Source organism: uncultured Adlercreutzia sp., from assembly GCF_958431955.1.
In the GTDB taxonomy this organism is placed as follows: domain Bacteria; phylum Actinomycetota; class Coriobacteriia; order Coriobacteriales; family Eggerthellaceae; genus Adlercreutzia.
Genome location: NZ_CAUASN010000015.1, coordinates 12,401 through 37,936 on the forward strand (window position 1 = coordinate 12,401; position 25,536 = coordinate 37,936).

A 25,536-nucleotide genomic window follows, 5' to 3' on the forward strand; every position below is an offset into this window, starting at 1 on the left:
TAAAAAATAATTGTCACAATGTATTGCGACAAAGAAACAAAGAGACTATACTGCGCAGTGAGAGCGGGGAGGGGCCAACCCCGCATGAGGGTGGGCGCTCATGCATGGCGCCCGAATGGAGGGCAGAGGACATGCCTCTGCCGCATTTGGAGATAGGAGGAGCAATGTCGGAGCTGAAGACCCCGGTCAAGGGCATTTCCCGCCGGAGCTTTCTCAAGACCACGGCCGCTGCGGCCGGCGCTGCCGCTGTAGGGGGCACCACGATGACGGCTCTCGCCGCCACCGGCGAGGAGGCCGCAGGTGGCGACGAGCACGAGGTGGTCTGCGTCTGCGGTTGCAACTGCCAGGGCAACTGCTCGATGATCGCCACCGTGCGCGAGGGCAAGATGGTCAACATCCGGTCCAACGAGGACCTTCCGTACCCGTCCTACGAGCGCATCTGCATGCGCGGATTCAGCCACGCGAACCGGATGTACGATTTCAACCGCGTTCTGTATCCCATGAAGCGGAAGACCTGGAGCTTGGAAGAGCCCCATGTCGAGAACCGCGGCAGCGACGAGTGGGAGCGCCTCTCGTGGGACGAGGCGATCGGCCTGGTGGCCGAGACGCTGACCTACAACACGGAGCATTACGGCGTGCGCTCGAACTGCGTGCTCGTCTCCGCCGGCAATTCCTTCGCCGCCTACGGCGGCCTGATCGCCGGCCTCGGCTTCGCGAACGCCTTCGGCTTCCAAGGGCTGGACGTGTGCCTCGACTACGGCGACTTGGTCGGTATCGGCGAGGTGACTGGCAGCGGCTGGGACTTCAACCAGCGCAATATGGCCGGCGACTACCGCTACGCCAAGACGATCCTGATCTGGGACACGAACCCGCCCAACTCGCAGCCCCACAGCTGGCACTTCTGCATGGAGGCCAAGGACGCCGGCGCCAACCTGGTCGTTATCGACCCCACCTACACCATTGCGGCCCAGCAGGCCACCAAGTGGGTGCCCATCAAGCCCGGCACCGACCCGGCCCTCGGCATGGCCATGCTCAACGCCATCATCGATAACGAGTGGTACGATCTGGACTTCATGTGCGAGAAGACGTGCGCTCCCCTCCTCGTGCGCGAGGACAACGGCCACTTCCTCCGCGCGACGGATTTCGGCGAGGACGGGCCGGCCGAGCTGCCCGAGTACCCGTTCTTCGGCACGCTTCTGCTCCAAGGCGTCAAGGCCGGCAAGGTGCCCACGCTTGAGGAGACGGCCCACTATGTGGTCTGGGACGCCGACAAGAACGCCTGGGGCCTTATCAACGAGGTGGCCAATCCCGCCCTGGAGGGCAGCTTCGAGGTGAATGGCGTGAAGGTAACCACGGCTTGGTCGCTGTTCAAGGAGCACATGGCCTCCTGCACGCCGGAATGGGCCGAGGGGATCACCGAGGTTCCGGCGGACACCATCGTGGAGCTCGCCCGCATGTACGCCCAGGATGCGCCCTCTACCATCTACGCGGGCTATCATCTGTACGACAACTGCGAGGAGATGGGCATGACCTGGGCGTGCCTTGCCGCCCTTACGGGCAACATCGGCAAGCGCGGCGCCTCCATCGGGCACTTGGGGAAGAGCAAGCCGACGATCAACATGGCCGGCCTTGCCTTCCCGACCGGGCTCAACGGGCTCAATGACGAGCTGCCGTGGCTTCATCTACCCGAGGTGTTGGAGACGGGCAAGCTGAAGGGCGAGGATTTCCCGGTGCGCCTTCTCTACAACATCGGGGCGAACCCCGTCGGCAGCTATGCCGCCCAGAAGAGGACCATCGAAGAGGTGCTCCCCAAGATTCCCTGCATCGTGACCAACGACATGGAGTTCTCCGAAACCTGCGAGTACAGCGACATCGTGCTGCCCTGCGCCCACTACTTCGAATACGACTGGATTCAGGCCAGCTCGCACACGCCCTTCCTGTACATGGCGAACAAGGTGGCCGATCCCATCGGCGAGGCGAAGGAGGACGTCGAGATCTTCCGGGCCATTGCCGAGCGTATGGACAACGAGGCGGCCAAGGCGTTCTACGCCAAATCAAACGAAGAGATGATGCGCATGGTGGTCGACACCGAGAAGGGCGAGCCTTTGGGCATCAACCTCGACAACCTCAAGGAGAAAGGCGTCCTGGCCGACCGCGACGAGAACTGGATTCACTGGGAGGAGCAGCGCTGGCCTACCCTCTCGGGCCGTTTGGAATTCTACGTCGAGAACCCCGGGGCGCGCATCAACATCGGCAAGCCCATCGACAAGGACTTCTACCACATGCCGACCTACCATACGCCCTTCGAGGCCTATGACGAGAGCGAGCAGCACGACAAGTACCCCCTGTACCACTACTGCGAGCGCACGAGGTGGCATCTGCACACCCAGTACAACCACGCTCCCGTGCTGCGCGAGCTCGATCCGGAGCCCTATCTGCGCATGAACCCCGTCGATGCCGAGGCGCGCGGCATCGCCGAGGGTGATTATGTCGAGGCCTACAACGACCGCGGCCACTGCGTGTGCAAGGCGAAATTCGACATGGGCGTGAGGCCGGGCATGGTCTCCTCGCCCAAGGGCTGGCATCGGGGAGCCTATGTGGCAGGCAGCTACCAAGAACTGACTAACGACCATTTGAATCTGCTCCACATGAACACGTCGTTCGACGACACGCTCGTCGAGGTTCGCAAGTACGAGGGAGAGGTGAAGTAAATGACCCGCTACGGAATGGTGATCGACACCAAGAAGTGCATAGGCTGCCACGTGTGCGCCATGGCGTGCAAGACGGAGAACAACTTGCCCGTCGATGTGTGGTGGAACCGCATCCTCACCGACAACGGCGGAGAGATGGGATTCGACATGGTCGGCGGATCGTATCCGGACAACTTGCAGTTCGGCTATATTCCCGTGGCGTGCCAGCACTGCGAGAACCCGGCGTGTGTGAAGGTGTGTCCCGTGGGCGCCACCTATAAGGATCCGGAGACGGGCGTGGTGCGCCAAGACTACGACAAGTGCATCGGCTGCCGCATGTGCATGAGCGCCTGCCCCTATAACGGCGTGCGTTCCTTCAACTGGGAAGAGCCAGCATTCCATATGGACTACGCTATGGGAAGCAAGGACGCCCCCGAGCATCAGCGCCACGTGGTGGAGAAGTGCACCTTCTGCTACCACCGCACCTCCCAGGGTATCGAGCCGGCATGCATGCACCTGTGCGTCGGGCGCGCCCGCTTTTGGGGCGATCTGGACGATCCGACGTCCGAGGTGAGCCAGCTTCTCGCGGAGCGGTCCCACAAGCGCCTGCTGGAAGAGCGCGGTACCGAGCCTTCGACCTATTATCTCGTTTAGCAGAGGGGAGTGACATTATGTCTGAGTATATGCAGGGCGGCGCCCTCGCCAACGACGACCTCGATTTCTCGGCGCCCCGCGAGCGGCCCCGCGCCGGTGCGCGTTCGTCGGCTTCGGTGAAGAGTCCGGCGTTGAACGTGGCCATCGGCGTGAGCGCCGTGGCGGTGCTGGCCGGGCTGGCGCTGTGGTTTATGCAGCTGTCGGGCGGCATGGTGCAGACTGCCATGCGCAACCTTGACAGCTGGGGCCTCTACATCACGGGCTTCATGTTCTTCGTGGGCCTGTCGGCCGGCGGCCTCATCATCTCGTCGGTGCCCAAGGCCCTCGGCATCCGCGGCTTCGGCGGCATCTCGAAGGTGGCCGTGTTCTCCTCCATCGCCTGCACGGTGGTTGCCATCGGCCTTGTGGTGGTGGACATGGGCCAGCCCTTCCGCGTGTGGGAGCTGTTCGTGTACTCCAACCTGGGCAGCCCGCTCATGTGGGACATCATCGTCCTGGCCACCTATCTCATCCTGTCGTGCGTGTACCTGTGGGCGCAGATCCAGGCCGAGCGCGGCAAGGTCAGCGCCGTGGCGTTGCGCATCGTCTCGGTAGTCGCCCTTGTCACCGCCGTGCTCGTGCACTCGGTGACCGCCTGGATCTTCGGCCTGCAGCAGGGGCACGAGATGTGGCACACCGCTCTTCTGGCTCCCTGGTTCGTGTCCTCCGCCCTGGTGTGCGGCACGGCGCTCGTGATGGCCGTCGTCATCGGGCTGCGCCGCGCGGGCTACCTGGAGGTGGAGCAGGACAACGTGGTGCGCCTGGCCAAGCTCCTCGGCGCCTTCGTTCTGGTGGACCTGTACTTCTTCGGCTGCGACCTGCTCACCGAGGGCTTCCCGGGCGGCGCTGGCGCCGAAGTGGTGGCTCTGCTGACTCAAGGTCCTCTGGCGCCCTACTTCTGGTTCGAGATTATCGGATGCGCCGTGTGCACCGTCATCTGCCTGACGCCGGCCCTGCGCCGCAACGGCCTTCTGGTGGCGGCCTCGCTGTTGGCCATCGCGGGCATCTTCTGCAAGCGCGTGCAGCTGCTGGTGGGCGGTTTCCAGATCACCAACCTCGATCTGCCCTTCGCGATGAACTCCATGAGCGTCACCTACGCCGACGGCACGCTCGCCGACGCCTATGCGAACCTCGTCTATTGGCCCACGCCGCTGGAGTTCGGCGTGACACTGGGTGTTGTGGCTCTCGGGTTCCTCATCTTCTTCCTGGGTCTGAAGTTCCTTCCTCTGCGACCCGCCGAGAAGTAGCGTTTCGCAGATGCGGGCCGAACCCTCCAATCGGCCTCGCGTCTCTCTGACATGCGGGCCGTCTGCCGTGGGGCGGGCGGCCCTTTTTCTTTCAAGGGAAGAAGGAATCCTATGAGGAAGATCATTGCGACGGTGGCGGTGTTCCTGCTGGCCGGCGCGTGCGTTATCGGCGCGGTGGCCCTCGTGAGGCCCGACGCGCTGAGCGTGCGGCCCGTTACGGCCGAGTCGCCCTGCCCCGTGGTGGGGTGCGCTTCGGGCACGTGCCACGGTTTCGACGACGTGCCCGAGCCCGACGGCGTGCATGAGATGACCTGCCCGGAGGCCTCGTGCGCATCGGTGGAATGCCATGGGTGGGAGACGCTCTCGTCGCGTTACTACCAGGCATCGGATGCGAGCCTGAACCTGTGGATCCTCATGCCGGTGGCCCTCGTGGTGGCGCTGATCGGCATTGTGGGAAAGGTGGGACGATCATGAGGGCGCTCGTTGTGGACGCCTTGGCGCTGGCCCTGTACATCGTGGTATCGCTGCCGAGGCTGACGGGCGTCGGGCTGCACGAGTGGCTGGGCCTCGGCGTGGGGCTCGTCCTGCTCGTCCACGGCGCCCAGCACGTCGATTTCGTCGGGCGCCTCTTGTCCGGCCGCCGGTCTTTGCGCGCGACGGGCCGGGTTCTGCTGGACGCGGCGCTCGTGCTCGCCGTGGCGGTCGTGGTGCTCTCGGGCCTCATGGAGTCGGGTGCCGTGCTGCCGGCGCTCGGTCTGTACGCCGAGGGGTACTACTTCTGGGGGCCGCTGCATGCCGCCTCGGCCAAGGTGCTCCTCGCCCTTCTGGTGGTGCACGGGGCGCTCAACGTCGGTGCGCTGCGCCGCCTGATCCAGCGCGCCCGCGCAGGCGAGGGGGAATAGGCTCGCGTGTGCGAGAGGGCGGGAGGCTCGCCCCTCGACAGGGCATGCGCAACAAGAAAGCGCCCCGGGCGGCTCGAGGAGAGCTGCCCGGGGCGCTTGGTCGTTTCCGGCGATGACGGTCGCTGGTGGCCGCGCTAGACCGCTAATCCACCTGCACGACATCGTCGGTGGTCATGGCATCGGCCATGAGGCCCTCGTAGTCCTGGGGGCTGGCGGCATTGGTGGCCGCGCCCAGCTCGGTGTCGCTCGCCTGGGGCTCGGGAATCTCGACCTCGGTGTCGTTGGGGTCGAGGCCCGCGTCCACGCGGCGCATCATGTCCTGCCACTCGGCGTACTGGGTGCCCACGTAGCTGATGCCGTCTTGGTTCAGCGTGTAGCTGGGGCAGGCCGCCGAGTACATGGTCAGCCCCGAGTCCTTGAAGGTGAGCGCCAGCGACACCAGGTCGCTCACGGAGTAGTCGGTGGTCACGCAGCGGGCGAGCGACTCCACGATACCGGGGATCTCGGTGGGGGAGGCGTCCAGCACCTTCTCCACGATGGCCTCGATGATCATGCGCTGGGCCTGGGCGCGGGAGAAGTCGCCGGCGCGCGTGGCGTGGCGCTCGCGGGCGAAGGCCAGGGCCTGGGCCCCGTCCAGGGTCTGCTCGCCGGCCTCGATGGTCAGCCCGCTCGTGTCGGAGTAGAAGCCCTCGGGCACGTTCACCTGGATGCCGCCGAGCTCGTTCACCACGTCCTGCAACTCCTCGAAGTGCACCTCCACGTAGTGGGTGATGGGCACGCCGGCGAAGGTGGACAGCGTTTTGACGGCCTCGGAGGGGCCGCCGAAGGCGTAGGCGGCGTTGATCTTCTGGGTGCCGTGGCCCTCGATGTCGATCATGGTGTCGCGGGGCACCGACACGAGGTCGACCACGCCCTTATCGGGGTCGATGCGGGCGAGCATGGTCACGTCAGAGCGGCTGGCCGTCTCGCCCTTGCGGGCGTCGCTGCCGAAGATGCCCACGTAGTAGGAGCCGTCGGTGGCCTTCGGGGGCGCGAGCTGCTCGGTCAGCTCCATCTTCTCGGTCTCGTCCATGTCCTGGATGGTGCTGTTGATGTTGTTGAGGTACAGCGCCGCGGCCGTTCCCGCGCCGATGATGATGACGGCGAGCGCGCCCACGATGCCCAGCGCGATCTTCTTGCCGCGGCTCTTCTTGCGGGCGGCCTTGGCGCGCGCAAGGCTGTCGGTGGCCGAGAAGCTGCGCGAGGCCGCCGCGCCGGGCGTCACGGGGCTTGGGGCGGCGGCGAAGCCGGTGTCGTCGAAGGCCGAGCGAGCGCGCCCGTGCCCCGCCGTGCCGGGGTTGGCGCCCTGGGGGGAGCGGCCGTATGCGGAGAAGTCGGCGGAGTGGGCTCCGCGACGGCCCCCGCGGGACGGAAGGGGAGCGGAGTGCTTGCCGGGTCTGTTTGCCATAGGGTTCGGCGCCGGGGCGCCTTCCTCCTCACTGAACGTCGCATGCTGGTTCTTGACTGCGTGTGAAGCTTAAAGATACCAGGAAACAAGCGGGCGGAGTTCTTTTTTACGGAATCCCTACGCGAAGGCCGCTTTGGGCCGGCGCACCGGATATGAAGGGGGCGCGCGAGGTACGGATGCCTCGATCTCGCTTGCGGGAAACCTAACAAGGAGATTTTTTGGCAAAACGAGGGAGATTTCCCTCCCTGCGGCTCCCTCGCGCTTGTTTTGCCGTGCGGAAGTCGGTAGAATGCGCACTATTGAACAAGCTGTCTATTTTTAGCCGTTGTGTCGAAAATGAACCCGACCGCAGATGCTGTGCGAGGCGCTCGCGGTCGGGGACGAGCGGCGCCCCTCCCCGTGGAGGGCGCGCCTTGCCGACCGAGAGGAGAGGGCCATAGCCACCGCCGTCTGCGCGCCGCCCGCAGTCCCCTGCGAGGATAGGCGCATCTCGAAATCGAAGCGGGCCCTGCGCGAGGCGCTCATCGCGCTTCTGGAGGAGCGCGGCTTCGATGCCATTACCGTGAACGACCTGTGCGAGCGGGCCGATCTGACCCGGGGCACCTTCTACAACCACTTCAGCGACAAGGAGAACCTGCTAGCCGTGCTGGAGGACGAGGTGATGGCCGACATCGGCGCCCTGCAGGGGCGCATGCACGACATCACCCTGGCCGATATGCTCGCCTACCGGGTGGCCGGACGGCCCCTGCCGCTTCTGGTGGAGCTGTTCGACTACCTGCGCGAGCAGAGCGCCTTTTTGCACGCGGTGCTGGGCCCTGGGGGCGATGCGCGCTTCGCCCCCAGGCTGCGCGAGGCGGTGTGCGAGAACCTCGTGCAGAACATCCTCCACGAGAAGTACCGCGCGAACCCCACGGCCTTCGTGGATTACTACGTGGCCTTCTACGCCGCCGCCTACCTGGGCATCATCGCCTGCTGGATCGAGCGCGGCACACCGGAATCCTCCGAGGACATGGCGCGGATCGCCATGCGCCTGTTCTTCATCAAACCCGGCGAGTCCATCGAGCTGTAACGGGGAAAGCGAGACCGACCTATGAAAAAGAGCAAGTACACCGAGATCATTACCGAGGCCTCCACGTCCGAGAAGGCCCCCGGCGCCGCTGCTGCCGTGAAGCCGGCGGCGGGCTGCGCCTCCTGCGCCCCGCGCGTGTCGGTGGTGGAAGAGGCCCAGGCCAATGCCGCCGAGGCCAGCGCCGCCGCTCGCGCCGCGGCCGAGGCGTGTCCCTTCCACATCGGCATCGACGTGGGCTCCACCACGGTGAAGCTCGCGGTGCTGGACAACGACCACAACATCCTCTGGGCGGTGTACCGCCGCCACCACGCCGACGTGCGCGCCACCATCGTGGAAGTGCTGCGCGAGGCGGCCGAGGCGTATCCCGCCGAGTCCATGACCATCGCCATCACCGGCTCGGGCGGCCTGCTTCTGTCCCAGTGGCTTAACGTCGCCTTCGTGCAGGAGGTCATCGCGAGCAAGACCGCCGTGGAGACGTTCATTCCCAAAACCGACGTGGCCATCGAGCTCGGCGGCGAGGACGCGAAGATCATCTACTTCGACAACGGCATCGAGCAGCGCATGAACGGCACCTGCGCCGGCGGCACGGGCGCCTTCATCGACCAGATGGCCGCGCTGCTGAACACCGACGCGGGCGGCCTGAACGAACTGGCGGCCGACCACAGCACCATCTACCCCATCGCGAGCCGCTGCGGCGTGTTCGCCAAGACCGATGTGCAGCCGCTTTTGAACGAGGGCGCGCGCCGCGAGGACATCGCCGCCTCCATCTTCCAATCGGTGGTCACCCAGACCATCTCGGGGCTCGCCTGCGGGCGGCCCATCCGCGGCAACGTGGCCTTCCTCGGCGGCCCCTTGCAGTACCTGCCCGAGCTGCGCAAGCGCTTCTACGAGACGCTGGAGCTGACCGACGACGCCATCATCGTGCCCGAGAACGCGCACCTGTTCGTGGCCGCCGGCTGCGCCATCGCCGGCGTGGCCGAGGGCGCGACCCCCGAGAAGCTCGCCGACGTGCTCGCGCGCCTGGAGGGCCTGGGGGATATGCAGGGCTCTGAGGTGGTGCGCCTGGCCCCGCTGTTCGCGAACGAGGGCGAGCTCGCCGAGTTCCGCAGCCGCCACGACGCCGAGCGCGTGCGCCGCGCGAGCCTGGAGGACTACCGCGGCGTGGCCTTCCTCGGCATCGACGCGGGGTCGACCACCTTCAAGGCGGCGCTCATCGCCGAGGACGGCGCCCTTCTGTGGTCCACCTACGCCAGCAACAAGGGCGACGTGCTGGGCTGCGCGAAGGCGGCCGTGGCCGAGCTGTACCGGGCGCTGCCGCGCGACCCTAAGACCGGCGCGCCGCTCGTCACCATCGGGCACGCCACGGTGACCGGCTACGGCGAGGGGCTGCTGCTGGAGGCTTTGCGCGTGGATTCCGGCGAGATCGAGACCGTGGCGCATCTGCGCGGCGCCCAGGAGATGCTCCCGGGCGTGGAGTTCATTCTGGACATCGGCGGCCAGGACATGAAGTGCCTGCGCGTGAAGGACGGCGTGATCGACCACATCATGCTGAACGAGGCCTGCTCGTCGGGCTGTGGCAGCTTCATCGAGTCGTTCGCGAGCGGCCTGAACCTGGACGTGGCCGAGTTCGCGCAGACCGCTATCTCCGCCGAGAACCCGGTGGATCTGGGCAGCCGCTGCACGGTGTTCATGAACTCCCGCGTGAAGCAGGCCCAGAAGGAGGGCGCCACCGTGGGCGACATCGCCGCGGGCCTGGCCATCTCCGTCATCAAGAACGCCCTGTTCAAGGTTATCAAGATCCGCGACCCGCACGATGTGGGCACCCAGGTGATCGTCCAGGGCGGCACGTTCCTAAATGACGCGGTACTGCGCGCCTTCGAGCAGCTGTCCGAGGTGAACGCCGTGCGGCCCGACATCGCCGGCAACATGGGCGCCTTCGGTGCGGCGCTGCTCGCCCGCGACCGCTACGAGGGGGCCTGCCGCCGCGCCGAGGCCGAGCCGCTCTCGCCCGACGTGGGGCCGAAGCTGCCCGAAAGCGGCCTGCTCAGCCTCGAGGCCATCGAGGCCCTCGCCCCCACCCACCGCACCGTGCGCTGCAAGGGCTGCTCCAACAGCTGCCTGCTCACGGTGAACGACTTCGGTGTGGACGCGACCACGGGCAAGCACCGCCGCTTCATCACCGGCAACCGCTGCGAGAAGGGCGAGAGCCTCGGCACCGGCGCCGAGAAGAGCGCGGTGCCGAACCTGTTCGAGTACAAGGCCGAGCGCACCTTCGGCTATGAGCCGCTGGCCCCCGAAGACGCCCCGCGCGGCACCGTGGGCATTCCGCGGGCGCTCAACATGTACGAGAACTACCCCTTCTGGTTCACCTTCTTCACGAAGCTCGGCTACCGGGTTATCCTGTCGGACCCCTCCACGAAGAAGACTTACGAGGCGGGCATCGAGTCCATGCCGTCTGAGAGCGTGTGCTATCCGGCCAAGCTGTCCCACGGCCACATCATGAACCTGCTGGCGAAGGAACCGGACTTCATCTGGATGCCGTGCTCCAAGTGGGAGCGCCAGGAGGACGAGACCGCCGGCAACCACTTCAACTGCCCCATCGTGGCCAGCTACCCCGAGGCGCTGCGCCTGAACATCGACGAGCTGCAGGATTCGCCGGTGGCGTTCGTGGCCCCGTGGGTGCCCTACCACGACAAGGACAAGCTGAAGGAGCGCCTGTTCGTGGAGCTGACCGAGAACTTCGCGGACGCGGTGGGCACCCGCGGCGTGCCGATCACCCGCGCTGAGGTGGATGCGGCAGTGGAAGCGGGCTGGGACGAGGACGAGGCCTTCAAGCGCGACATCCGCACCAAGGGCGTGGAGACGCTCGCCTGGATGGAGGAGACCGGCACCCGGGGCATCGTGCTGGCGGGCCGCCCCTACCATCAGGATCCCGAGATCAACCACGCCATCCCCGAGCTGCTCACGAGCTTCGGGCTCGCCGTGCTCACCGAGGACTCGGTGGCGCACTTGGGCCAGCTGGAGCGTCCCATCCGCGTGGTGGACCAGTGGATGTACCACACGCGCCTGTACGCGGCAGCCAAGGTGGTCACCCAGCGCAAGGATCTGGACCTCATCCAGCTGAACTCCTTCGGCTGCGGCCTGGACGCCCTGACCACCGACCAGGTGCAGGAGGTGCTGGAGGCGGCCGGCAAGGTGTACACCGTGCTGAAGATCGACGAGGTTTCCAACCTGGGTGCCGCCCGCATCCGCGTGCGCAGCCTGCTCGCGGCCCTGAAGGACCAGGCCGACCGCGAGGCCGAGGCAGCCGCCGACGCGGCTGCCGAGCGCGTGGGATGCCCCGCGGCCTGCATCGATCTGGACAACCTGGACAAGCTCGTGCCGGCGTCGTTCACTGAGAAGGCCGACGGCGTGGTGGCCGCTGCCGAGGTGGAGCAGCGCGAGGGCGCCTCCACCGAGTTTGAGCGCGTGCAGTTCACCGAGCAAATGCGCGACGAGGGCTGGACCATCCTCGCGCCCCAGATGGCTCCCTACCACTTCGAGCTTTTGGTGCCCATCTTCCACCGGGCCGGCTACAACGCGGTGCTTCTGCCCTCGGTGGACCACGGCGCGGTGGACGCGGGCCTGAAGTACGTGAACAACGACATCTGCTACCCGTCCATCCTGGTCACCGGCCAGATTATGGAGGCGGTGCTCTCGGGCAAGTACGACACCGACAAGCTGGCCGTGCTCATCACCCAGACCGGCGGCGGGTGCCGTGCCACCAACTACATCTCGCTCATCCGCAAGGCGCTGAAGTCGGTGGGCCTCGGGCACATCCCCGTCATCGCCATCTCGTTCAAGGATTTGGGCGAGGAGAACCCCGGCTTCAAGATCACGCCGAAGATGCTCTACCAGGCCATCTACGCGCTGCAGTACGGCGATTTGCTCATGATGTGCCTGTACCGCACGCGCCCCTACGAGGTGGAGCCCGGCAGCGCGAACCGCCTGTTCGACTACTGGATGGACGCCTGCAAGCACCAGCTGGAGCGCGGCGTGCGCCAGTCGGAGTTCCGCCGCACGGTGCGCCGCATCGTGGAGGACTTCGACACGCTGCCGCTGGCCGGCGAGGGCACCAAGCCCCGCGTGGGCGTGGTGGGCGAGATCCTCGTGAAGTTCCATCCCACGGCCAACAACCAGATCGTGGACGTCATCGAGCGCGAGGGCTGCGAGGCCGTGGTGCCCGGGCTCATCGAGTTCTTCCTGTTCGGCATCGCCGGCGGCATCTTCCAGCAGCCCATCGGCAAGTCGAGGAAGAGCGCGCTCGGCAGCCGCATCGGCCTGGCCGCGGTGAAGAAGCTGCGCAAGCCCGTGACCGATGCCCTGGAGAAGAGCGCCCGCTTCCACCCGCCGGCGGACATCTACGAGCTGGCCGACTACGCGAGCGAGATTTTGTCCCTGTGCAACTCCATGGGCGAGGGCTGGCTGCTCACGGCCGAGATGGTGGAGCTCATCCGCTCCGGCTGCCCGAACGTGGTGTGCACCCAGCCCTTCGCGTGCCTGCCGAATCACGTGGTGGGCAAGGCCACTATCAAGGAGCTGCGCCGCCGCTATCCCGAGAGCAACATCGTGGCTGTGGACTACGACCCCGGTGCGAGCGAGGTGAACCAGCTCAACCGCATCAAGCTCATGATCGCCGTGGCGAAGGCGAACTTGGCCGAGAAGGAGGCCGAGGCTCGCGCCGCGCGCGATGCGGCCCGCGACGGCGCGCCGGAGGCCCCCGAGCCCGTGGCCGAGGCCGTGGAAGTGGAGACCACCGAGGTGGCCGAGTAGTGGCCGGCAAGCTCGTCATCGTGCCGACCCCCATTGGGAACTTGGGGGACATGACGCTGCGCTCGCTCGAGGCGCTGCGCGGGGCCGATGCGGTCTGCGCGGAGGATACCCGGGTGACGGGGAAGCTGCTCGCGCACTTCGACATGCGCAAGCCGTTGGAGCGGCTCGACGAGGCCATGATCGGCGCGAAGGCGGCGATGGTCGTGGAACGTGTGGCGGCGGGGGAGGTGATCGCCTACTGCTCGGATGCCGGCATGCCCGGGGTGTCCGACCCGGGGCTGCGCCTCGTGGCGGCCGCGCGGGAGGTCGGCGTGCCCGTGGAGGTGCTGCCCGGTGCTTCGGCGGCGGCCTGCGCCTACGTGGCCTCGGGCACGGTGTGCCCCCGCTTCTACTTCGGCGGCTTCTTCCCGCGCAAGGCGGGCGAGCAGCGGGCGGTGTTGGAAGAGCTGCGCGGGCTGGATGCGGCTCTCGTGTTCTACGAGAGCCCGAATCGCCTCGTAGCGACGCTCTCGGTCATTGCCGAAGTGCTACCCCTGCGCAAGGTGGCCGTCTGCCGCGAGCTCACGAAGCTGCACGAGGAGGTGGCCCGCGGCTCGGCGGCCGACCTGGCCGAGCGCTTCGCCGTCCGCGCCGAGGAGCCCGGCGGTATCCGCGGCGAGATCGCGCTCGTCATCGACGCGCCGAATGAGGCCGAGGCGGCGGCCGGCGCTGAAGCGGCTGCGGCCTCGGCCGAGGTGCGCGCCGCCGAGCTGGTTGCGGAGGGCCTGCGCACCAAGGAGGTCGCGCGCCGCCTGGCCGCCGAGTTCGGCATTCCCCGCAACGACGCCTATGACATGGCCATGAAGGCCGCACGATAGCGGCACTGCCCGAACCGGCAAAACGAGGCACCTATGGCTTACTCGCGAAGGCACAAGACATTACCGACCGAGCTCGTCTTCATCGACGATGTAGAAGTATGGCTCACGCGCAAGGCCATCAAGAACATGCATCTGCGGGTGAAGCCACCCGACGGGCGCATCGAGGTATCGGCCCCGCTGCGGCTGCCGCTTTCCACCATTAAAGGGTTCGTGCGCGAGAAGCGCGCCTGGATCGAGCGCCAGCAGCAGGCCATCGCCGCCTCGCCCCGCGCCGAGGCCGCAGCGGCCACGCCCGAGGAGGTGGCGGCCTGGAAGGCGGTGGTGGCGGCCTGCGTGCCGCCGCTCATCGCCGCCTGGGAGCCCATCATGGGCGTGAGGGCGGGCACGATCGCCTACCGCAACATGAAGAGCCGCTGGGGAAGCTGCCAGCCGGCCACGGGGCGCATCTGCATCAACGTGCGCTTGGCGCTGTACCCGCCGGAGTGCCTGGAATACGTGGTGGTTCACGAGCTGTGCCATCTGCTGGAACGCGGCCACGGCCCGCGCTTCCACGCGCTCATGGACCACTTCATGCCCGACTGGAAGACCCGCCGCGCGAAGCTGCGGTAGGGGCTGGCGGGGCCGGCGGCATTGACAGTCGCCGGCCCCGCCTCTGTGTTAGAACGTCGCTCTGGGCGCTCCCGCTACCGGGCCCAGCGCTGGCGGCGACGGGAGGCCAGCAGGGCCGCGCCGGCTGCTAGGGCGGCGATTGCAGGGAGGAGCACAGCCGCGATCAGGGCGTCGCCAGTCTGGGCGAGCCTGTGGCGGATGGTGGTCGCCTTCTTGGCCGTCAGGGCGCCCGGGTCGTCGGCGCCCAGCACGCCGCCCGACGAGTCGGTTCCGGGCGGGTAGGCGGCCGGGCTCGTCGTCTTCTGGCGGCCCTCCTCGAAGGCGTCCCAGCCCCCGTCGGGGGAGAAGGGCTCGCCGGCCTCGGGGTGGGGGCTCTCGGGATCCCAGGTGCTCGGCGGCGTGCCGTAGGCATCGGCCACGTTGCCGATGTCGGCGCCCTGAGCCTCCTCGGTCACGAGCGCGTCGAAGGAGAGCGCGGCAACCTGTCCGCCGTAGAGGTGCCCCACGGCCACGGCGAGCACGCGGGTGGCGGGGTCGTAGGCCGCGTCGTCCACGGCGACCTCCGAGCCGTCGGGCAGGGTCAGCTTCAGGGTGCCGGACACCGGCTCCAGCCCCTCGGGGACCTCGTCGCGGATCACCGCGTCCATCCAGCCGGTGCCGGGCTGGGAGTTCGAGAGGGCGATGCGGTAGCGCACCGTGTCGCCCACGCGGGTGGTGCCGTCGTCCCGCGTGAGGTTCTCGGCGGTCTTCTCGACCTTCACGTCGCCCTCGTCGGGGTCGCCGGGGACGACCGGCGCGGGTTCGGCGGGCGGCGAGGAGGCCTCGGGATCTCCTGCCGGGGGCTCTGCGGGCTGGCCGGGCTCGGGGGCCTCGGGCCGTGCGCCGGGATTCTCCGAGGGCACCTCGCCGCCGGCGTGGGCGACGTTGGCCACGTCGCCGCCGAGCGCCTCCTCGCCGACGGCGCACTCGAAGGTCAGCGCCGCAACGTGCCCGCCCCACAGGTCGCCGGCCGAGACGGCGATGGTGCGGCTGGCCGCGTCGTAGGCGGCGTCCGGGACCCCGACGGGCTCGCCGCCGTCGACGGCCAGGCGCAGGGTGCCGGGCACGGGCTCGAGCCCCGCCGGCAGCGGGTCGCTTATGACGGCGGCCATGAGGCAGCTGTCGGCCGGCCCGTCGTTGCGCAGCTCCACGGTGTAGCGCAGCACGTCCCCCAAGCGCGTCACCTTCGCGCCGGGCGCGGTCAGGTTCTCCACGCTCTTGGACACCCGCGCGTCGGGGTCGGCCGGTGCCACGGTTCCGCCGCCGGGCGGCGTCGCCGGGTCGGTGTCGGGCGGCGCCACCGGCCCCACGTCGGGGCCGTCCGGGTCGTCGGGGTTGGGGCGCTTGCCCTCCGCCGAGGCGACGTTCTCCAGGTCCACCGCCGCCGCGTCGGCGAAGTCGATATCTTCGCGCACGGTGCACTCGAAGGCGAGCGTGGCCGAGCCGCCCCCGCCGATGTCCCCGGCGGGGACCGTCAGCACGGGGCGGCCGCCGGCGCCGGGCGCCGAGAGCGAGTAGCTTCCCACATCGCCGGCGGAAACCGAGGCGGCCTTGGCGAGCGGTACGTCGCTCAAGCCGCCCCGCGGGTTGTCCAGGCGCACGCTGCCCTCGTCGAGCACCAGGCTCGCCGGCAGCGGATCGGATATCACTACGCCGGTCCAAAGCGAGCCCGCGGCCGTGTTCTTTGCTGTCACCGTGTAGCGGATGCGGTCGCCGGGCTGGGTTGGCCCGTTCGGGTGCGTCAGGTTCTCGGCCTCCTTCGAGAGGGCGGGCGCCGGGGCGATCTTGGGCTGGGGCAGCACGGTCACGTCGTAGATCCACGTGCTCCCGGTGTAGGCCCCGTTGGGGCTCTGCTTGAAGGTGAGCTCGCCGCGGCCCACGGCCGTCGGGTCGAGCACCAGGGTGTAGGAGCCGCGTCCTCGCCCCGCACCGGCGCACCGTCCTCGCCGCGCAGGAAGTCGGCGGTGAACACGTTGCCGCTGGCGTCGGTCACCTCGAGGGGGCCGGAAGAGGGCGTCGTGACCTTCAGCAGCACGCGGCCCGGATGCGGGTCGGCATCGCTCGGCTCGCCCCAGGTGGTCACGATGGTGCCCCGGAACACCTTGTCGCCGGGCTTGCCCGGGTCGGCGTTCGGGTCGGCGGGCTTTCCGGGCCCCGTCGACACCTCGGGCTCGGGCGCGTCGGGGTCGGTGCAGTCGGGGTCGGGCTGGGGCGTCACCGCGGGGTTCGGGTCGATGGGGTCGATGGCCACCTCCACCCGCGGCACCGTGCTGTCCTCGTTGGGGGCGGCGCTTGCCAGGTAGTTGGCCGGCTGGCCCGCTGCGGCCTGGGCGGCCGACGGCGGCAGGAACTGGAGCGCTATCTCGTGGCGCCCCTGCTGGCCCTGGGTGGGCACGAGGAAGTCCGAGGCGGAGGCCGCTCGGGCCAGCGAGAAGAGCGCGGTGGAGCCGCCCTGGCCGTTCTCCACTTTCTTGGCCGTCACGCGGGGGTCGCCCTCGGGGATGGGGTTGCCCTCGGCGTCCAAGTCACCCGCGTACACGAGGTCCACCGGCGCGCCCACGGGCTGGCCGTCCACGTAGATCTGCACCTGCCCGCGCGGGGCCTGGCAGGTGGGCTTGGTGGCCTCCGAGCCGGGCTGGCCGTCCACGGTGGGGGCGGCGCCGATGGTGGCGCTCACCTTGAGCACCTGGTCGGAGGGGTGGGCCACCGCCCCGGGGTCCCCGTCGTCCACCCACTCGGCCGCGATGTCGCTCACCTTAGAGGCGATGGGCCAGATGGTGAACTGACCGGTGGCGCGGTGCCCCCAGTAGCTCTCGGAGAAGCCGCCCTCGGTGTCGTCGGAGTACTGGGTTGACACGGCGGTGAACCTCATGGTGCCCACGTCGGAGCCGTCGGCCGTCTCGGCGCCCGTGGGGTTGCCGGCGCTGTCGAGGTGCTGGTAGCGGAAGGTGATCTTCCCGGCCTCGGTGAGGTCGCGCCCGTCGGGCGTGCGCAGCGGCAGGGGGAACATCGCCGCGCCCTTGCCGTCGTAGTACTTGTCGAGGGCCGCCAGGTAGTCGGCGTCCAGGGTGAAGTCGGCGTAGCGCCGCAGCTTGCCGTCGTTGGTGACCCCGGGCGGCAGCGAGCTGTCGGAGGGGCGGAACAGCGGCAGCGGCGTGACGGGGGTGGGGTTGCCGTTCTCGTCCAGGTTGTCGGTGTCCAGGTAGGTGAGCTTCACGGTCACCTCGCTGTCCTGCTTCACGGTCTTGGGCAGCCACAGGTACAGGTTCCCCTTGTCGAATTCGGCGGGCGCCCCGTAGTCGTAGGGCTCTCCGTCCACGAGCAGCTGCCAGTCGGTGATTTTGTAGGTGTTCTCGCCCACGTCGGACCTGAGGTCCACCTGGATCATCTCGATAGGCTCGCCCGCGCCGTTGTAGGCCTCGGTGCCGTTGCCGCCGAGGAACCGGAAGTCCGCGACGTTGCCGCCGTTGCCGATAGAGCCGCCGGTAATGGTGATCTTGGCGCCGGTCTGACCCATGTCGCAGGTGCCGCCTGAAGGAATGAGCGTGCCGCCGGTGAGGATGATCTGGTAACCATCGGCTCGGGTGGTGGCGCAGCAGCCTTGCCCAAATCCTCCCGAGCAGCCGCCGCCCGTGGCTTTCACGTAGCCTCCGTTGATGCGGATGTTGCCGCAGCGCGTGCCGGCATCTCCATTGCGCACGCCGCCGCCGATGCCGGCGCCGTGGTGACCTCCCTGGGTCTCGATGTAGCCACCGTTGATGGTGATCCACTCGTCGATGCTGGTGCCGTCGCCGTACATGCCACCGCCAATGCCGGCCGAGCCGCCGATATCGTATATGACGGGTTTCTTCGCGAGGATGCGACCGCCTTCGATGGTGATAGCGCCGCCCGCCTCGTTGCGGTTGCCGCCGATGCAGGCGCCATCGATAAGATCCTTGGTTCCTATGGCTGACGAGACATTGAGGGTTCCTGGGTTGTCGCTGGCGAGCACGCTGAGGGGATCGCCGCGCCTCACCTGGGTCTTTCCGTCGTCGAGGGTTGCATCAATGCTCACCTGGCCGTTTTCGGGAACGATGCCGCTGTTGGGCACCGTGTCGTCGATGACGAGCTTGCTCCCTGTGGTGCATCGCAGACCCGCAGCACCCTTGCCGTCGGCAAACAGGCTGTTGAGCGTTCCGTCGGCCAGCACGAGATGGAGGGAGGCTCCGGGGGTCACGTCGATGGCGGGGCGCAGCACGCTCGAGGGGGTTGAGATGGAGACGCCGTTGAGCACGATGCGTGCGTCGGTGCCGGCGGGGATGAGGATGCTCGTGGTGGTTGAGGAGCTCGTGTTCTTGTTCTGCACGACGAGGTGCTTAGATGTTAGCACGGTCACCTGGTCGGTGCTGCTGCTGTAGGAGAAGTCGCCGGCTTCGGCCGTGTCTCCGTCAATGCCCCAGAAAACCAAACCGCCGAGCTCGATGACCGATGCGGGGCGTGGCAGAGGGCTGCCGGTGTTGATGTCGTCGAGCGTCGCGCTCGAACAGGGGAGGGCCGAGGCGGTGTCAGCTATCGGCTCAGAAAACTCGATGGGGGGGGGTCTCTGTGAATTTGCCCTCGGGCTCGGCTGCGGCTGTGACGGGCAGCATCCCGCAGGCGAGCACGGCCGCCAGGCCGAGGCTCAGAAGCGACCCCCGTCGCTTCTCTCTCATGTCGGATCTCCTTCTCTCATGGACAAGAGTCCGCCCGAATATACCCCTTTGCCCCGCTTTCCGCAACCCTGAGCGTGTCAGTCGGGATTGGAGGCGCTCGCAACTCGCGCGCCCATTGGGCTGCAACGGTGCTTGGCATCATGTGGCTTACGGGCGAGGGGGCGGCCTTGGGCTAAGAGACCACCATGTCGGCCAGCGTCTGGCCTTCCAAGTAGTCGTTGATGGCGTCCTGCAGGCCGCCCCACACGCGCCGGCTCGGGCAGCCGTCGGCGCGCTCGCAGGCGAGCAGGTCGCTCGTGCACGTCATGAGCTCGAGGCCGTCTTCCGAGGCGCTCACCACGTCGGCGAGGGTGATCTCGCGCGGCGGCCGGGCCAGCTGGTAGCCGCCCGCGTACCCGCGCGTGACGGTGAGCAGCCCCGCCGCGGTAAGCGGTGCCACCACCTGCTCCAGGTACTTCTTGGAAAGCCCCTGGCGCTCGGCGATGTCCTTCAAAGGCGCGCGCCCCTCGTCGTAGCGCGCCGCCAGATCCAGCATGACGCGCATGCCGTAGCGAGTTTTCGTCGAGATCTTCATATCGTTGCCGTTCCCTTCTTGACAATTCCATTTTCCAGTTTATATTAAAACCTAGCAAACTACTAGACTTAGATGGAACGGCTGCGGAACTCTCGGAGGAGCGAGCGGTGCCGAAAGCCCCATCGCAACGAGAACGAGGAACCGTGAGCCCCATGAAGCAGATCTACCTCGACCACGCCTCTACCACGCCGGTCCGCCCCGAGGTGGTGGAGGCCATGCTGCCGTACTTCACCGAGCAGTTCGGCAACCCCTCTTCCATCTACCCGCTCGGCCAAGACGCCTCCGACGCGGTGGCCGCCGCCCGCGAGACGCTGGCCGGCCTCATCGGCGCTGCGCCCCGCGAGGTGTACTTCACGAGCGGCGGCACCGAGTCCGATAACTGGGCCATCAAGGGCTTTGCCCGCGCGAACGCCGGCAAGGGCAAGCACCTCATCACGAGCGCCATCGAGCACCACGCGGTGCTGCACACCTGCGAGGCTCTGGAGAAGGAGGGCTTCGAGGTGACCTACCTTCCCGTGGACGAGCACGGGCTCGTACGCCCCGAGGACTTCGCCGTGGCCATCCGCCCCGACACCACGCTCGCCTCCATCATGTTCGCCAACAACGAGATCGGCACCATCGAGCCCATTGCCGAGCTGGCGGCCATCGCCCACGAGCACGGCGTGACCTTCCACACCGACGCGGTGCAGGCCTTCGCCCACGAGCCCATCGATGTGGCCGAGATGGGGATCGACATGCTGTCCGCCTCGTCCCACAAGATCTACGGGCCGAAGGGCGTGGGCCTGCTCTACATCCGCAAGGGCGTGAAGGTGGAAAACTTCATCGACGGCGGTCAGCAGGAGCGCGGCCGGCGCGGAAGCACCGAGAACGTGCCCGGCATCGTGGGCTTCGCGAAGGCGGCCGAGCTGGCCGCGGTCGACATGGCCGACGAGCACGACCGCCAGCTGGCCCTGCGCGACCATGCCATCCGCCGCATCTTGGACGAGATTCCCTCGGCGAAGCTGAACGGCAGCTGGGAGAGCCGCCTGGCCAACAACGTGAACTTCTCCTTCGAGTTCATCGAGGGCGAGGGCATGCTGCTGCAGCTGGCGGCGCGCGGCATCTGCGTGTCGTCGGGAAGCGCCTGCACCTCCGGCTCGCTGGATCCGAGCCACGTGCTTTTGGCCATCGGCCTGCCCCACGAGATCGCCCACGGCAGCCTGCGCATGACCATCGGCCGCGATACCACCCTGGAAGACGTGGACTTCGCCGTGGACTCTCTGAAGACCACGCTTCAGAACCTGCGCATGATGAGCCCGCTGTACGAGGACTTCCAGCGGGGCAAGGTGGACTCGGTCATCGAGCACTTCAAGGCCGACGGCTTCCCCTACGCGAACTAACGACTCTCAGACACGACCTTCAGAAAGGGAGAACACCCATGGCTATGAACTACTCCGACAAGGTGATGGAGCACTTCACGAACCCGCAGAACGTGGGCGAGATCGAGAACGCGAGCGGCTGCGGCACGGTGGGCAACGCCGTGTGCGGCGACATCATGCGCGTGTATCTGGATATCGACGAGAACAATGTCATTCAGGACGCGAAGTTCAAGACCTTCGGCTGCGGCGCGGCCATCGCCACGAGCTCCATGGCGACGGTGCTCGTGAAGGGCAAGACCGTGCAGGAGGCGCTCGAGGTGACGAACAAGGCCGTTATGGAGGCCTTGGACGGTCTGCCGCCGGTGAAGGTACACTGCTCGCTTCTGGCTGAGGAGGCCATCCACGCGGCGCTTTGGGACTACGCCGAGAAGAACGGTATCGAGATCGAGGGCCTGGAGAAGCCGGTGAGCGACATCTCCGAGCACGACCACCATCATGGCGGCGAGGACGACGAGGACTAGCCTCGCCTGTCGCGATTACCCCGCGCTCCTGCGGCCCCTCCTCGGAGGGGCCGCTTCGCGTTTTGGCTCCTAGGCGGCCGCCACGACGATGGTGTTCGTGGCACCGTCGCCGGTGCACGTCTGCAGGATGACGGACTCCCCGTAGCCGGTCACCCGGCCCGCGATGGCCTTCCAGGTGGCGGTTACCTCCACGGCGAAGACCTCGCGCACGGTGTAGGTGCGGCTGGCCCCGGCGCTGTCGGTGAGGCCGACGGCATCGCCGGGCCTGAGATCCTTCACGGCGGCGAAGGCCCCCGGGTTGTGGCCGACGAAGTAGCCCCAGCTGCCGTCGTCGGTGGCATCGGAGCCGAGCCACAGGCCCGCTCCCGTATCGGGCGTGGTGCCTCCGCGCACATCGCGATAGGGGATGGCCGTCCCCGCCACGGAGAGCGTGCGGGGCGCCGGCGTGCCGTGGGCGGGAGGTGCGGCTCCCTCGGAGGGCGCTGGCGGAACATCTTCGGGCGGGGAGGGCTCCGCCAGCTCGGCTGCGGCCGCGCTCCCTTTCTCGGGTGCCGGCTCGCGGCGCTCCTCGGCGGCATCGCCTGCGGGAGGCGCCGCGCCGGCTTCATCGGCTTCATCGGATGCCCCGTTGCGCGCGGGGGACTCGGCGGCCTTCGCGCCTCCTGCACGGCCTCCGGTTTCCGGCGCGCTCTCGGTTCGTGCGGCTTCCTCCGCCGGGCCGCGCCCCTGCTCCTCGCACTCGTCCGTCCCGTCCTCCGCATCGGCCGCCTCCGGGTCGCCCCGCCTTCCGGCCGCCGCGCGCAGCTCGCCCTCGAGGGCGGCTCGCCGTACCCCGGCCGCGGCTTGCCGTGCTTCGACGGCGACATCGGCCAGGCCGCAGCCGAGCGCCGTGCCCAGATCAGATCCCGCTGCGACGCTCTCCCCGCACCTGGCGACGGCCTCTACGCCTGCCGCTGGCTCCCCGTCGACGGCCCAGGCAAGGGTGGCCGACGTTCCCAGGCCGAGCGCAAGCGCGGCAGACGTTGCGATAATGACTTCCCTCGGCGCCTTCCCCATAGCCCCTCCTCTCCTTGGGAGATGAGGGGCGCACGGCCCCGAGGGGCCTTGGCGGCTCCCTTCCCTCATCTCAATAGCGAATGTTTGTTCGCATTTTAACGCCCTCCGATGGAAAAGTAAAGGGAAAAGGTCGGAATTACCGCCCGAGTTTTTCCCATGCGCAAAGTCGGTGACGGTTCCGATTTCTCCCGCGCCGCGCGCCCTTCCATCCACTATCATGATGATGAGAGAGAACGGGACCTAAGGGAGTGCGCATGGCGGACGAGGGCAGGAAGTACTGGCTATCGGTGGTGGCCTTCCTCGTCGTCTTCGTGGCCGTGGTGGTTACCTTCTCCATGTTCATGCAGCAGACGAGCAACCGCATCGTGGCCCAGACGAGCCAGTACGTCACCGACGCCACCAACCAGACGGCCAAGCTCGTGGGCACGTTCATGCAGAACACCCAGAAGGACATCGAGGCCATCGCCGCCCTCGCGTCGGAGTCGCCGGATGCGGCGGCCGCCGCCACGAGCGAGGAGTGGCTGCGCGACATCGGGGCCATCTCCCCCTTCGACTCCATCGACTTCGTCGACGCTGACGGCATGCAGCACTCGCCGGGCCGCGACGCGGTGAACGTGAGCGACCGCGCCTACTACCAGCAGGCCATGGCGGGCGAGTCGGGCATCGAGTGCATCTTCAACACGCGGCTCACCCACGAGAACCTCATCTACTTCTACGCCCCGGTGCGGGAGGGCGCCGACGGCCCCGTCATCGGGCTCCTTTTGGCCCACTACGACGAGGGGCGCCTGAACGAGCTGCTGCAGAACAGCTTCTTCGGCTACGAGTCCCACGTGCTCCTGTGTCTGCCCACCGGCGAGGTGGTAGCCGCCTCCGACGGGTCCATGGTGGGCACGAACCTCGTGGAGGACCTCGCCGCCGACGGCGGGGTCGCCAACGCCGAGGGCCTGAGGCGCGCCCTGTCCGGCGGCGAGAGCGTGGCCTTCACCTACAACGGCACCGAGGGCGTCGGGTCGGCCTGCGTCACCAACGTGCCCGGCCTCGACTGGGCCATCCTGGAGACCTTCCCCTCGGCGGCCACCGGTCAGATGATCGATGCGGCCAACGAGGGCGGCTGGAGCGCGCTGTTCGTCATCGTGGCGGTGTTCGTCGTGGTCATCGTGGGCATCGTGGTCTACAACAGCCGCCGCCACCGCCGGCTCACCCGATCTATGAAGGACCGCATCGACGTGCAGGCCGGCGTGGGCAAGCTGACCGAGCGCTTGGTGCTCATCGACTTCGGCACCGGCCGCTTCCGCTACATGAGCGGGCCTGCTACCCCGAACGACCCCTACGCGCTGGAGGGCACTTACCAGCAGATGGTGGACCGTTTGGAGGGCCTGGTGGTGGGCGACGAGGCGAAGCGGGAGGTGGTGGAGCGCTTCTCGCAGGCGGCCATCGTGGACGCCATGCCGCCCGGGGTGGACAACCTGGGTTTCGAGTACCAGTTCAACCGCGGAGGCGATTTGAAGTGGGAGGACGTGAACCTCATCTGCGTGGAGCGCGACGAGTGGGGCCGTGCGGTGCGCCTCGTGTACACCACCCAGGACGTCACCGTCATGAAGGCCCGCGAGAAGCAGATGCAGCAGGCCATGGAGGACTCCTACCGCGCGGCGGTGGCGGCCAACAACGCCAAGAGCGACTTCCTCTCGCGCATGAGCCACGACATCCGCACGCCCATGAACGCCATCATCGGCATGACCGAGCTCGCGCGCATGAGCGAGGACGACCCGGCGCGGGTGGACGACTGCCTGGCCAAGATCACCCTGTCGAGCAACCACCTGCTCGGGCTCATCAACGAGGTCCTCGACCTGTCCATGATCGAGAACGGCCGGCTCGTGCTCACCATGGGCGCGGTCGACCTGCGGGAGCTGGCCGCCGAGATGGAGACCATATTCGGCCCGCGCTGCGAGGAGTGCTCCATCAGCTTCGCGGTGGAGCTTGACGCCGTGGCCCACCCGGTGGTGGAGGCCGACGGGCTGCGCTTGCAGCAGGTGTTCATGAACCTGCTCGGCAACGCTGTGAAGTTCACCGGCCCGGGCGGTGCGGTGAAGGCGCGCATCCGCGAGCAGGCCGGACGCATCGAGGGCACGAGCGACTACGAGCTCGTGTTCTGCGACACCGGCTGCGGCATGGCCCCCGAGTTCATCGAGCACGTCTTCGAGCCCTTCTCCCGCGAGCACGACTCGCGCACCGAGCGCGTGGAGGGAACGGGCCTCGGCCTTTCCATCGTGCAGAGCATCGTGACGCTCATGGGCGGCACCATCGAGGTGCAGAGCGTGCCTAACGCGGGCACCACCTTCACCGTGCACCTGAACCTGCGCCACGGGGCCGTCGAGCCGGAGGCGCCCTGCGAGCCGGAGGCCCCTGAAGCCGGGCAGGACGGCCCGCTGCCGGCGGCTTGCGTGCTGCTCGTGGAGGACAACGAGCTCAACAGCGAGATCGCCGTGGCGCTGCTGGAGTCGCTCGGGCTCGCCGTGGAATGCGCCTTCGACGGGCGCGAGGCGCTCGAGATGCTCGACGCCGCCGAGCCGGGGCACTTCGACGTGGTGCTCATGGACATCCAGATGCCGGTGATGAACGGCCTGGAGGCCACCCGCGCCATCCGCGCGAGCGAGCGGGTCGATTTGCGCGCGCTGCCCGTGGTGGTGCTGTCGGCCAACGCGTTCGCCGAGGACGTGCAGGAGTCCAAGCGCGCCGGCGCCGACGACCACCTCTCCAAGCCCATCAGCGTGAAGGATCTGGCCGCCACCCTCCGCGGCGTTCTCGGCTAGGACCGCCCCGGCCCGCCCGGGGCGACGGCTCGCGCGCGGGCGCCCTCCGCGGCGTTCTCGGCTAGGGCCGCCCCGGCCCGCCCGGGGCGACGGCTCGCGAGCCGCCACCCTCCGCGGCGTTCTCGGCCGTGCCGACTCTTCCCAGTGTTAAGATAGCCTGC

18 protein-coding genes are annotated in these 25,536 nt (G+C 67.9%); 12 read left to right on the plus strand and 6 right to left on the minus strand.

Annotation, left to right across the window (positions count from 1 at the left end; all coding sequences use genetic code 11):
• Window positions 1–164: 164 nt before the first annotated feature.
• From Q5064_RS06155 to Q5064_RS06175, 5 genes are all read left to right on the plus strand, one after another.
• The gene (locus Q5064_RS06155; protein WP_302963072.1) at window positions 165–2,711 is read left to right on the plus strand and encodes a molybdopterin-dependent oxidoreductase; all 2,547 of its coding nucleotides are present in this window, start codon (window positions 165–167) and stop codon (window positions 2,709–2,711) included.
• On the plus strand, window positions 2,712–3,344 hold the full coding sequence (locus Q5064_RS06160; RefSeq protein WP_302963073.1) for a 4Fe-4S dicluster domain-containing protein: 633 nt from the start codon (window positions 2,712–2,714) through the stop codon (window positions 3,342–3,344).
• A 17-nt stretch (window positions 3,345–3,361) separates the two neighbouring features.
• Window positions 3,362–4,630, plus strand: a complete 1,269-nt coding sequence (gene nrfD / locus Q5064_RS06165; RefSeq protein WP_302963074.1) for an NrfD/PsrC family molybdoenzyme membrane anchor subunit — start codon at window positions 3,362–3,364, stop codon at window positions 4,628–4,630.
• Between the two features lie 111 nt (window positions 4,631–4,741).
• Complete coding sequence (locus Q5064_RS06170) at window positions 4,742–5,104, plus strand: hypothetical protein (RefSeq protein ID WP_302963076.1); 363 nt, start codon at window positions 4,742–4,744, stop codon at window positions 5,102–5,104.
• Window positions 5,101–5,532: a DUF4405 domain-containing protein gene (locus Q5064_RS06175; RefSeq protein WP_302963078.1), complete on the plus strand. Its 432-nt coding sequence runs from the start codon at window positions 5,101–5,103 to the stop codon at window positions 5,530–5,532. Before Q5064_RS06170 ends, Q5064_RS06175 begins: the two co-directional genes overlap by 4 nt.
• 142 nt (window positions 5,533–5,674) lie before the next feature.
• Here the strand turns inward: Q5064_RS06175 and Q5064_RS06180 are convergent, their stop codons facing one another.
• On the minus strand, window positions 5,675–6,979 hold the full coding sequence (locus Q5064_RS06180) for an LCP family protein (protein WP_302963079.1): 1,305 nt from the start codon (window positions 6,977–6,979) through the stop codon (window positions 5,675–5,677).
• A 352-nt stretch (window positions 6,980–7,331) separates the two neighbouring features.
• Between Q5064_RS06180 and Q5064_RS06185 the strand changes: the two genes are divergently transcribed.
• From Q5064_RS06185 to Q5064_RS06200, 4 genes are read left to right on the plus strand one after another with little or no spacing between them, the layout of a single operon-like run.
• Window positions 7,332–8,048, plus strand: coding sequence for a TetR/AcrR family transcriptional regulator (locus Q5064_RS06185; protein ID WP_302963080.1), 717 nt, complete (start codon window positions 7,332–7,334; stop codon window positions 8,046–8,048).
• 21 nt (window positions 8,049–8,069) lie between these two features.
• Entirely contained in the window at window positions 8,070–12,860 is a 4,791-nt protein-coding gene (locus Q5064_RS06190; RefSeq protein WP_302963081.1) for a 2-hydroxyacyl-CoA dehydratase, read from the plus strand.
• Window positions 12,860–13,717 (plus strand): 16S rRNA (cytidine(1402)-2'-O)-methyltransferase, encoded by an 858-nt coding sequence (gene rsmI / locus Q5064_RS06195; protein WP_302963082.1) that lies wholly within the window; start codon window positions 12,860–12,862, stop codon window positions 13,715–13,717. The genes Q5064_RS06190 and rsmI overlap by 1 nt, the downstream gene beginning before the upstream one ends.
• Before the next feature lie 33 nt (window positions 13,718–13,750).
• On the plus strand, window positions 13,751–14,326 hold the full coding sequence (locus Q5064_RS06200; protein WP_302963083.1) for a M48 family metallopeptidase: 576 nt from the start codon (window positions 13,751–13,753) through the stop codon (window positions 14,324–14,326).
• 74 nt (window positions 14,327–14,400) lie between these two features.
• Here the strand turns inward: Q5064_RS06200 and Q5064_RS06205 are convergent, their stop codons facing one another.
• The 4 genes from Q5064_RS06205 to Q5064_RS06220 form a co-directional block, all read right to left on the minus strand.
• Window positions 14,401–16,263, minus strand: coding sequence for a hypothetical protein (locus Q5064_RS06205; RefSeq protein WP_302963085.1), 1,863 nt, complete (start codon window positions 16,261–16,263; stop codon window positions 14,401–14,403).
• Window positions 16,170–18,812 (minus strand): hypothetical protein, encoded by a 2,643-nt coding sequence (locus Q5064_RS06210; RefSeq protein ID WP_302963086.1) that lies wholly within the window; start codon window positions 18,810–18,812, stop codon window positions 16,170–16,172. Before Q5064_RS06210 ends, Q5064_RS06205 begins: the two co-directional genes overlap by 94 nt.
• 109 nt (window positions 18,813–18,921) lie before the next feature.
• Window positions 18,922–19,056, minus strand: a complete 135-nt coding sequence (locus Q5064_RS06215; protein ID WP_302963088.1) for a hypothetical protein — start codon at window positions 19,054–19,056, stop codon at window positions 18,922–18,924.
• Window positions 19,057–19,228: 172 nt separating this feature from the next.
• Window positions 19,229–19,630 (minus strand): Rrf2 family transcriptional regulator, encoded by a 402-nt coding sequence (locus Q5064_RS06220; RefSeq protein ID WP_302963090.1) that lies wholly within the window; start codon window positions 19,628–19,630, stop codon window positions 19,229–19,231.
• A gap of 152 nt (window positions 19,631–19,782) precedes the next feature.
• Between Q5064_RS06220 and nifS the strand changes: the two genes are divergently transcribed.
• Both nifS and nifU read left to right on the plus strand, forming a co-directional pair.
• A complete protein-coding gene (gene nifS / locus Q5064_RS06225) occupies window positions 19,783–21,009 on the plus strand; it encodes a cysteine desulfurase NifS (protein ID WP_302963092.1) in 1,227 nt (408 codons plus the stop codon).
• Between the two features lie 44 nt (window positions 21,010–21,053).
• On the plus strand, window positions 21,054–21,509 hold the full coding sequence (nifU, locus tag Q5064_RS06230; RefSeq protein WP_302963121.1) for a Fe-S cluster assembly scaffold protein NifU: 456 nt from the start codon (window positions 21,054–21,056) through the stop codon (window positions 21,507–21,509).
• Between the two features lie 69 nt (window positions 21,510–21,578).
• On the opposite strand, the gene Q5064_RS06235 is transcribed toward nifU, so the two are convergent.
• Complete coding sequence (locus Q5064_RS06235; protein ID WP_302963094.1) at window positions 21,579–22,565, minus strand: sortase; 987 nt, start codon at window positions 22,563–22,565, stop codon at window positions 21,579–21,581.
• A 254-nt stretch (window positions 22,566–22,819) separates the two neighbouring features.
• Between Q5064_RS06235 and Q5064_RS06240 the strand changes: the two genes are divergently transcribed.
• The gene (locus tag Q5064_RS06240; protein WP_302963095.1) at window positions 22,820–25,375 is read left to right on the plus strand and encodes a hybrid sensor histidine kinase/response regulator; all 2,556 of its coding nucleotides are present in this window, start codon (window positions 22,820–22,822) and stop codon (window positions 25,373–25,375) included.
• Window positions 25,376–25,536 lie beyond the last annotated feature (161 nt).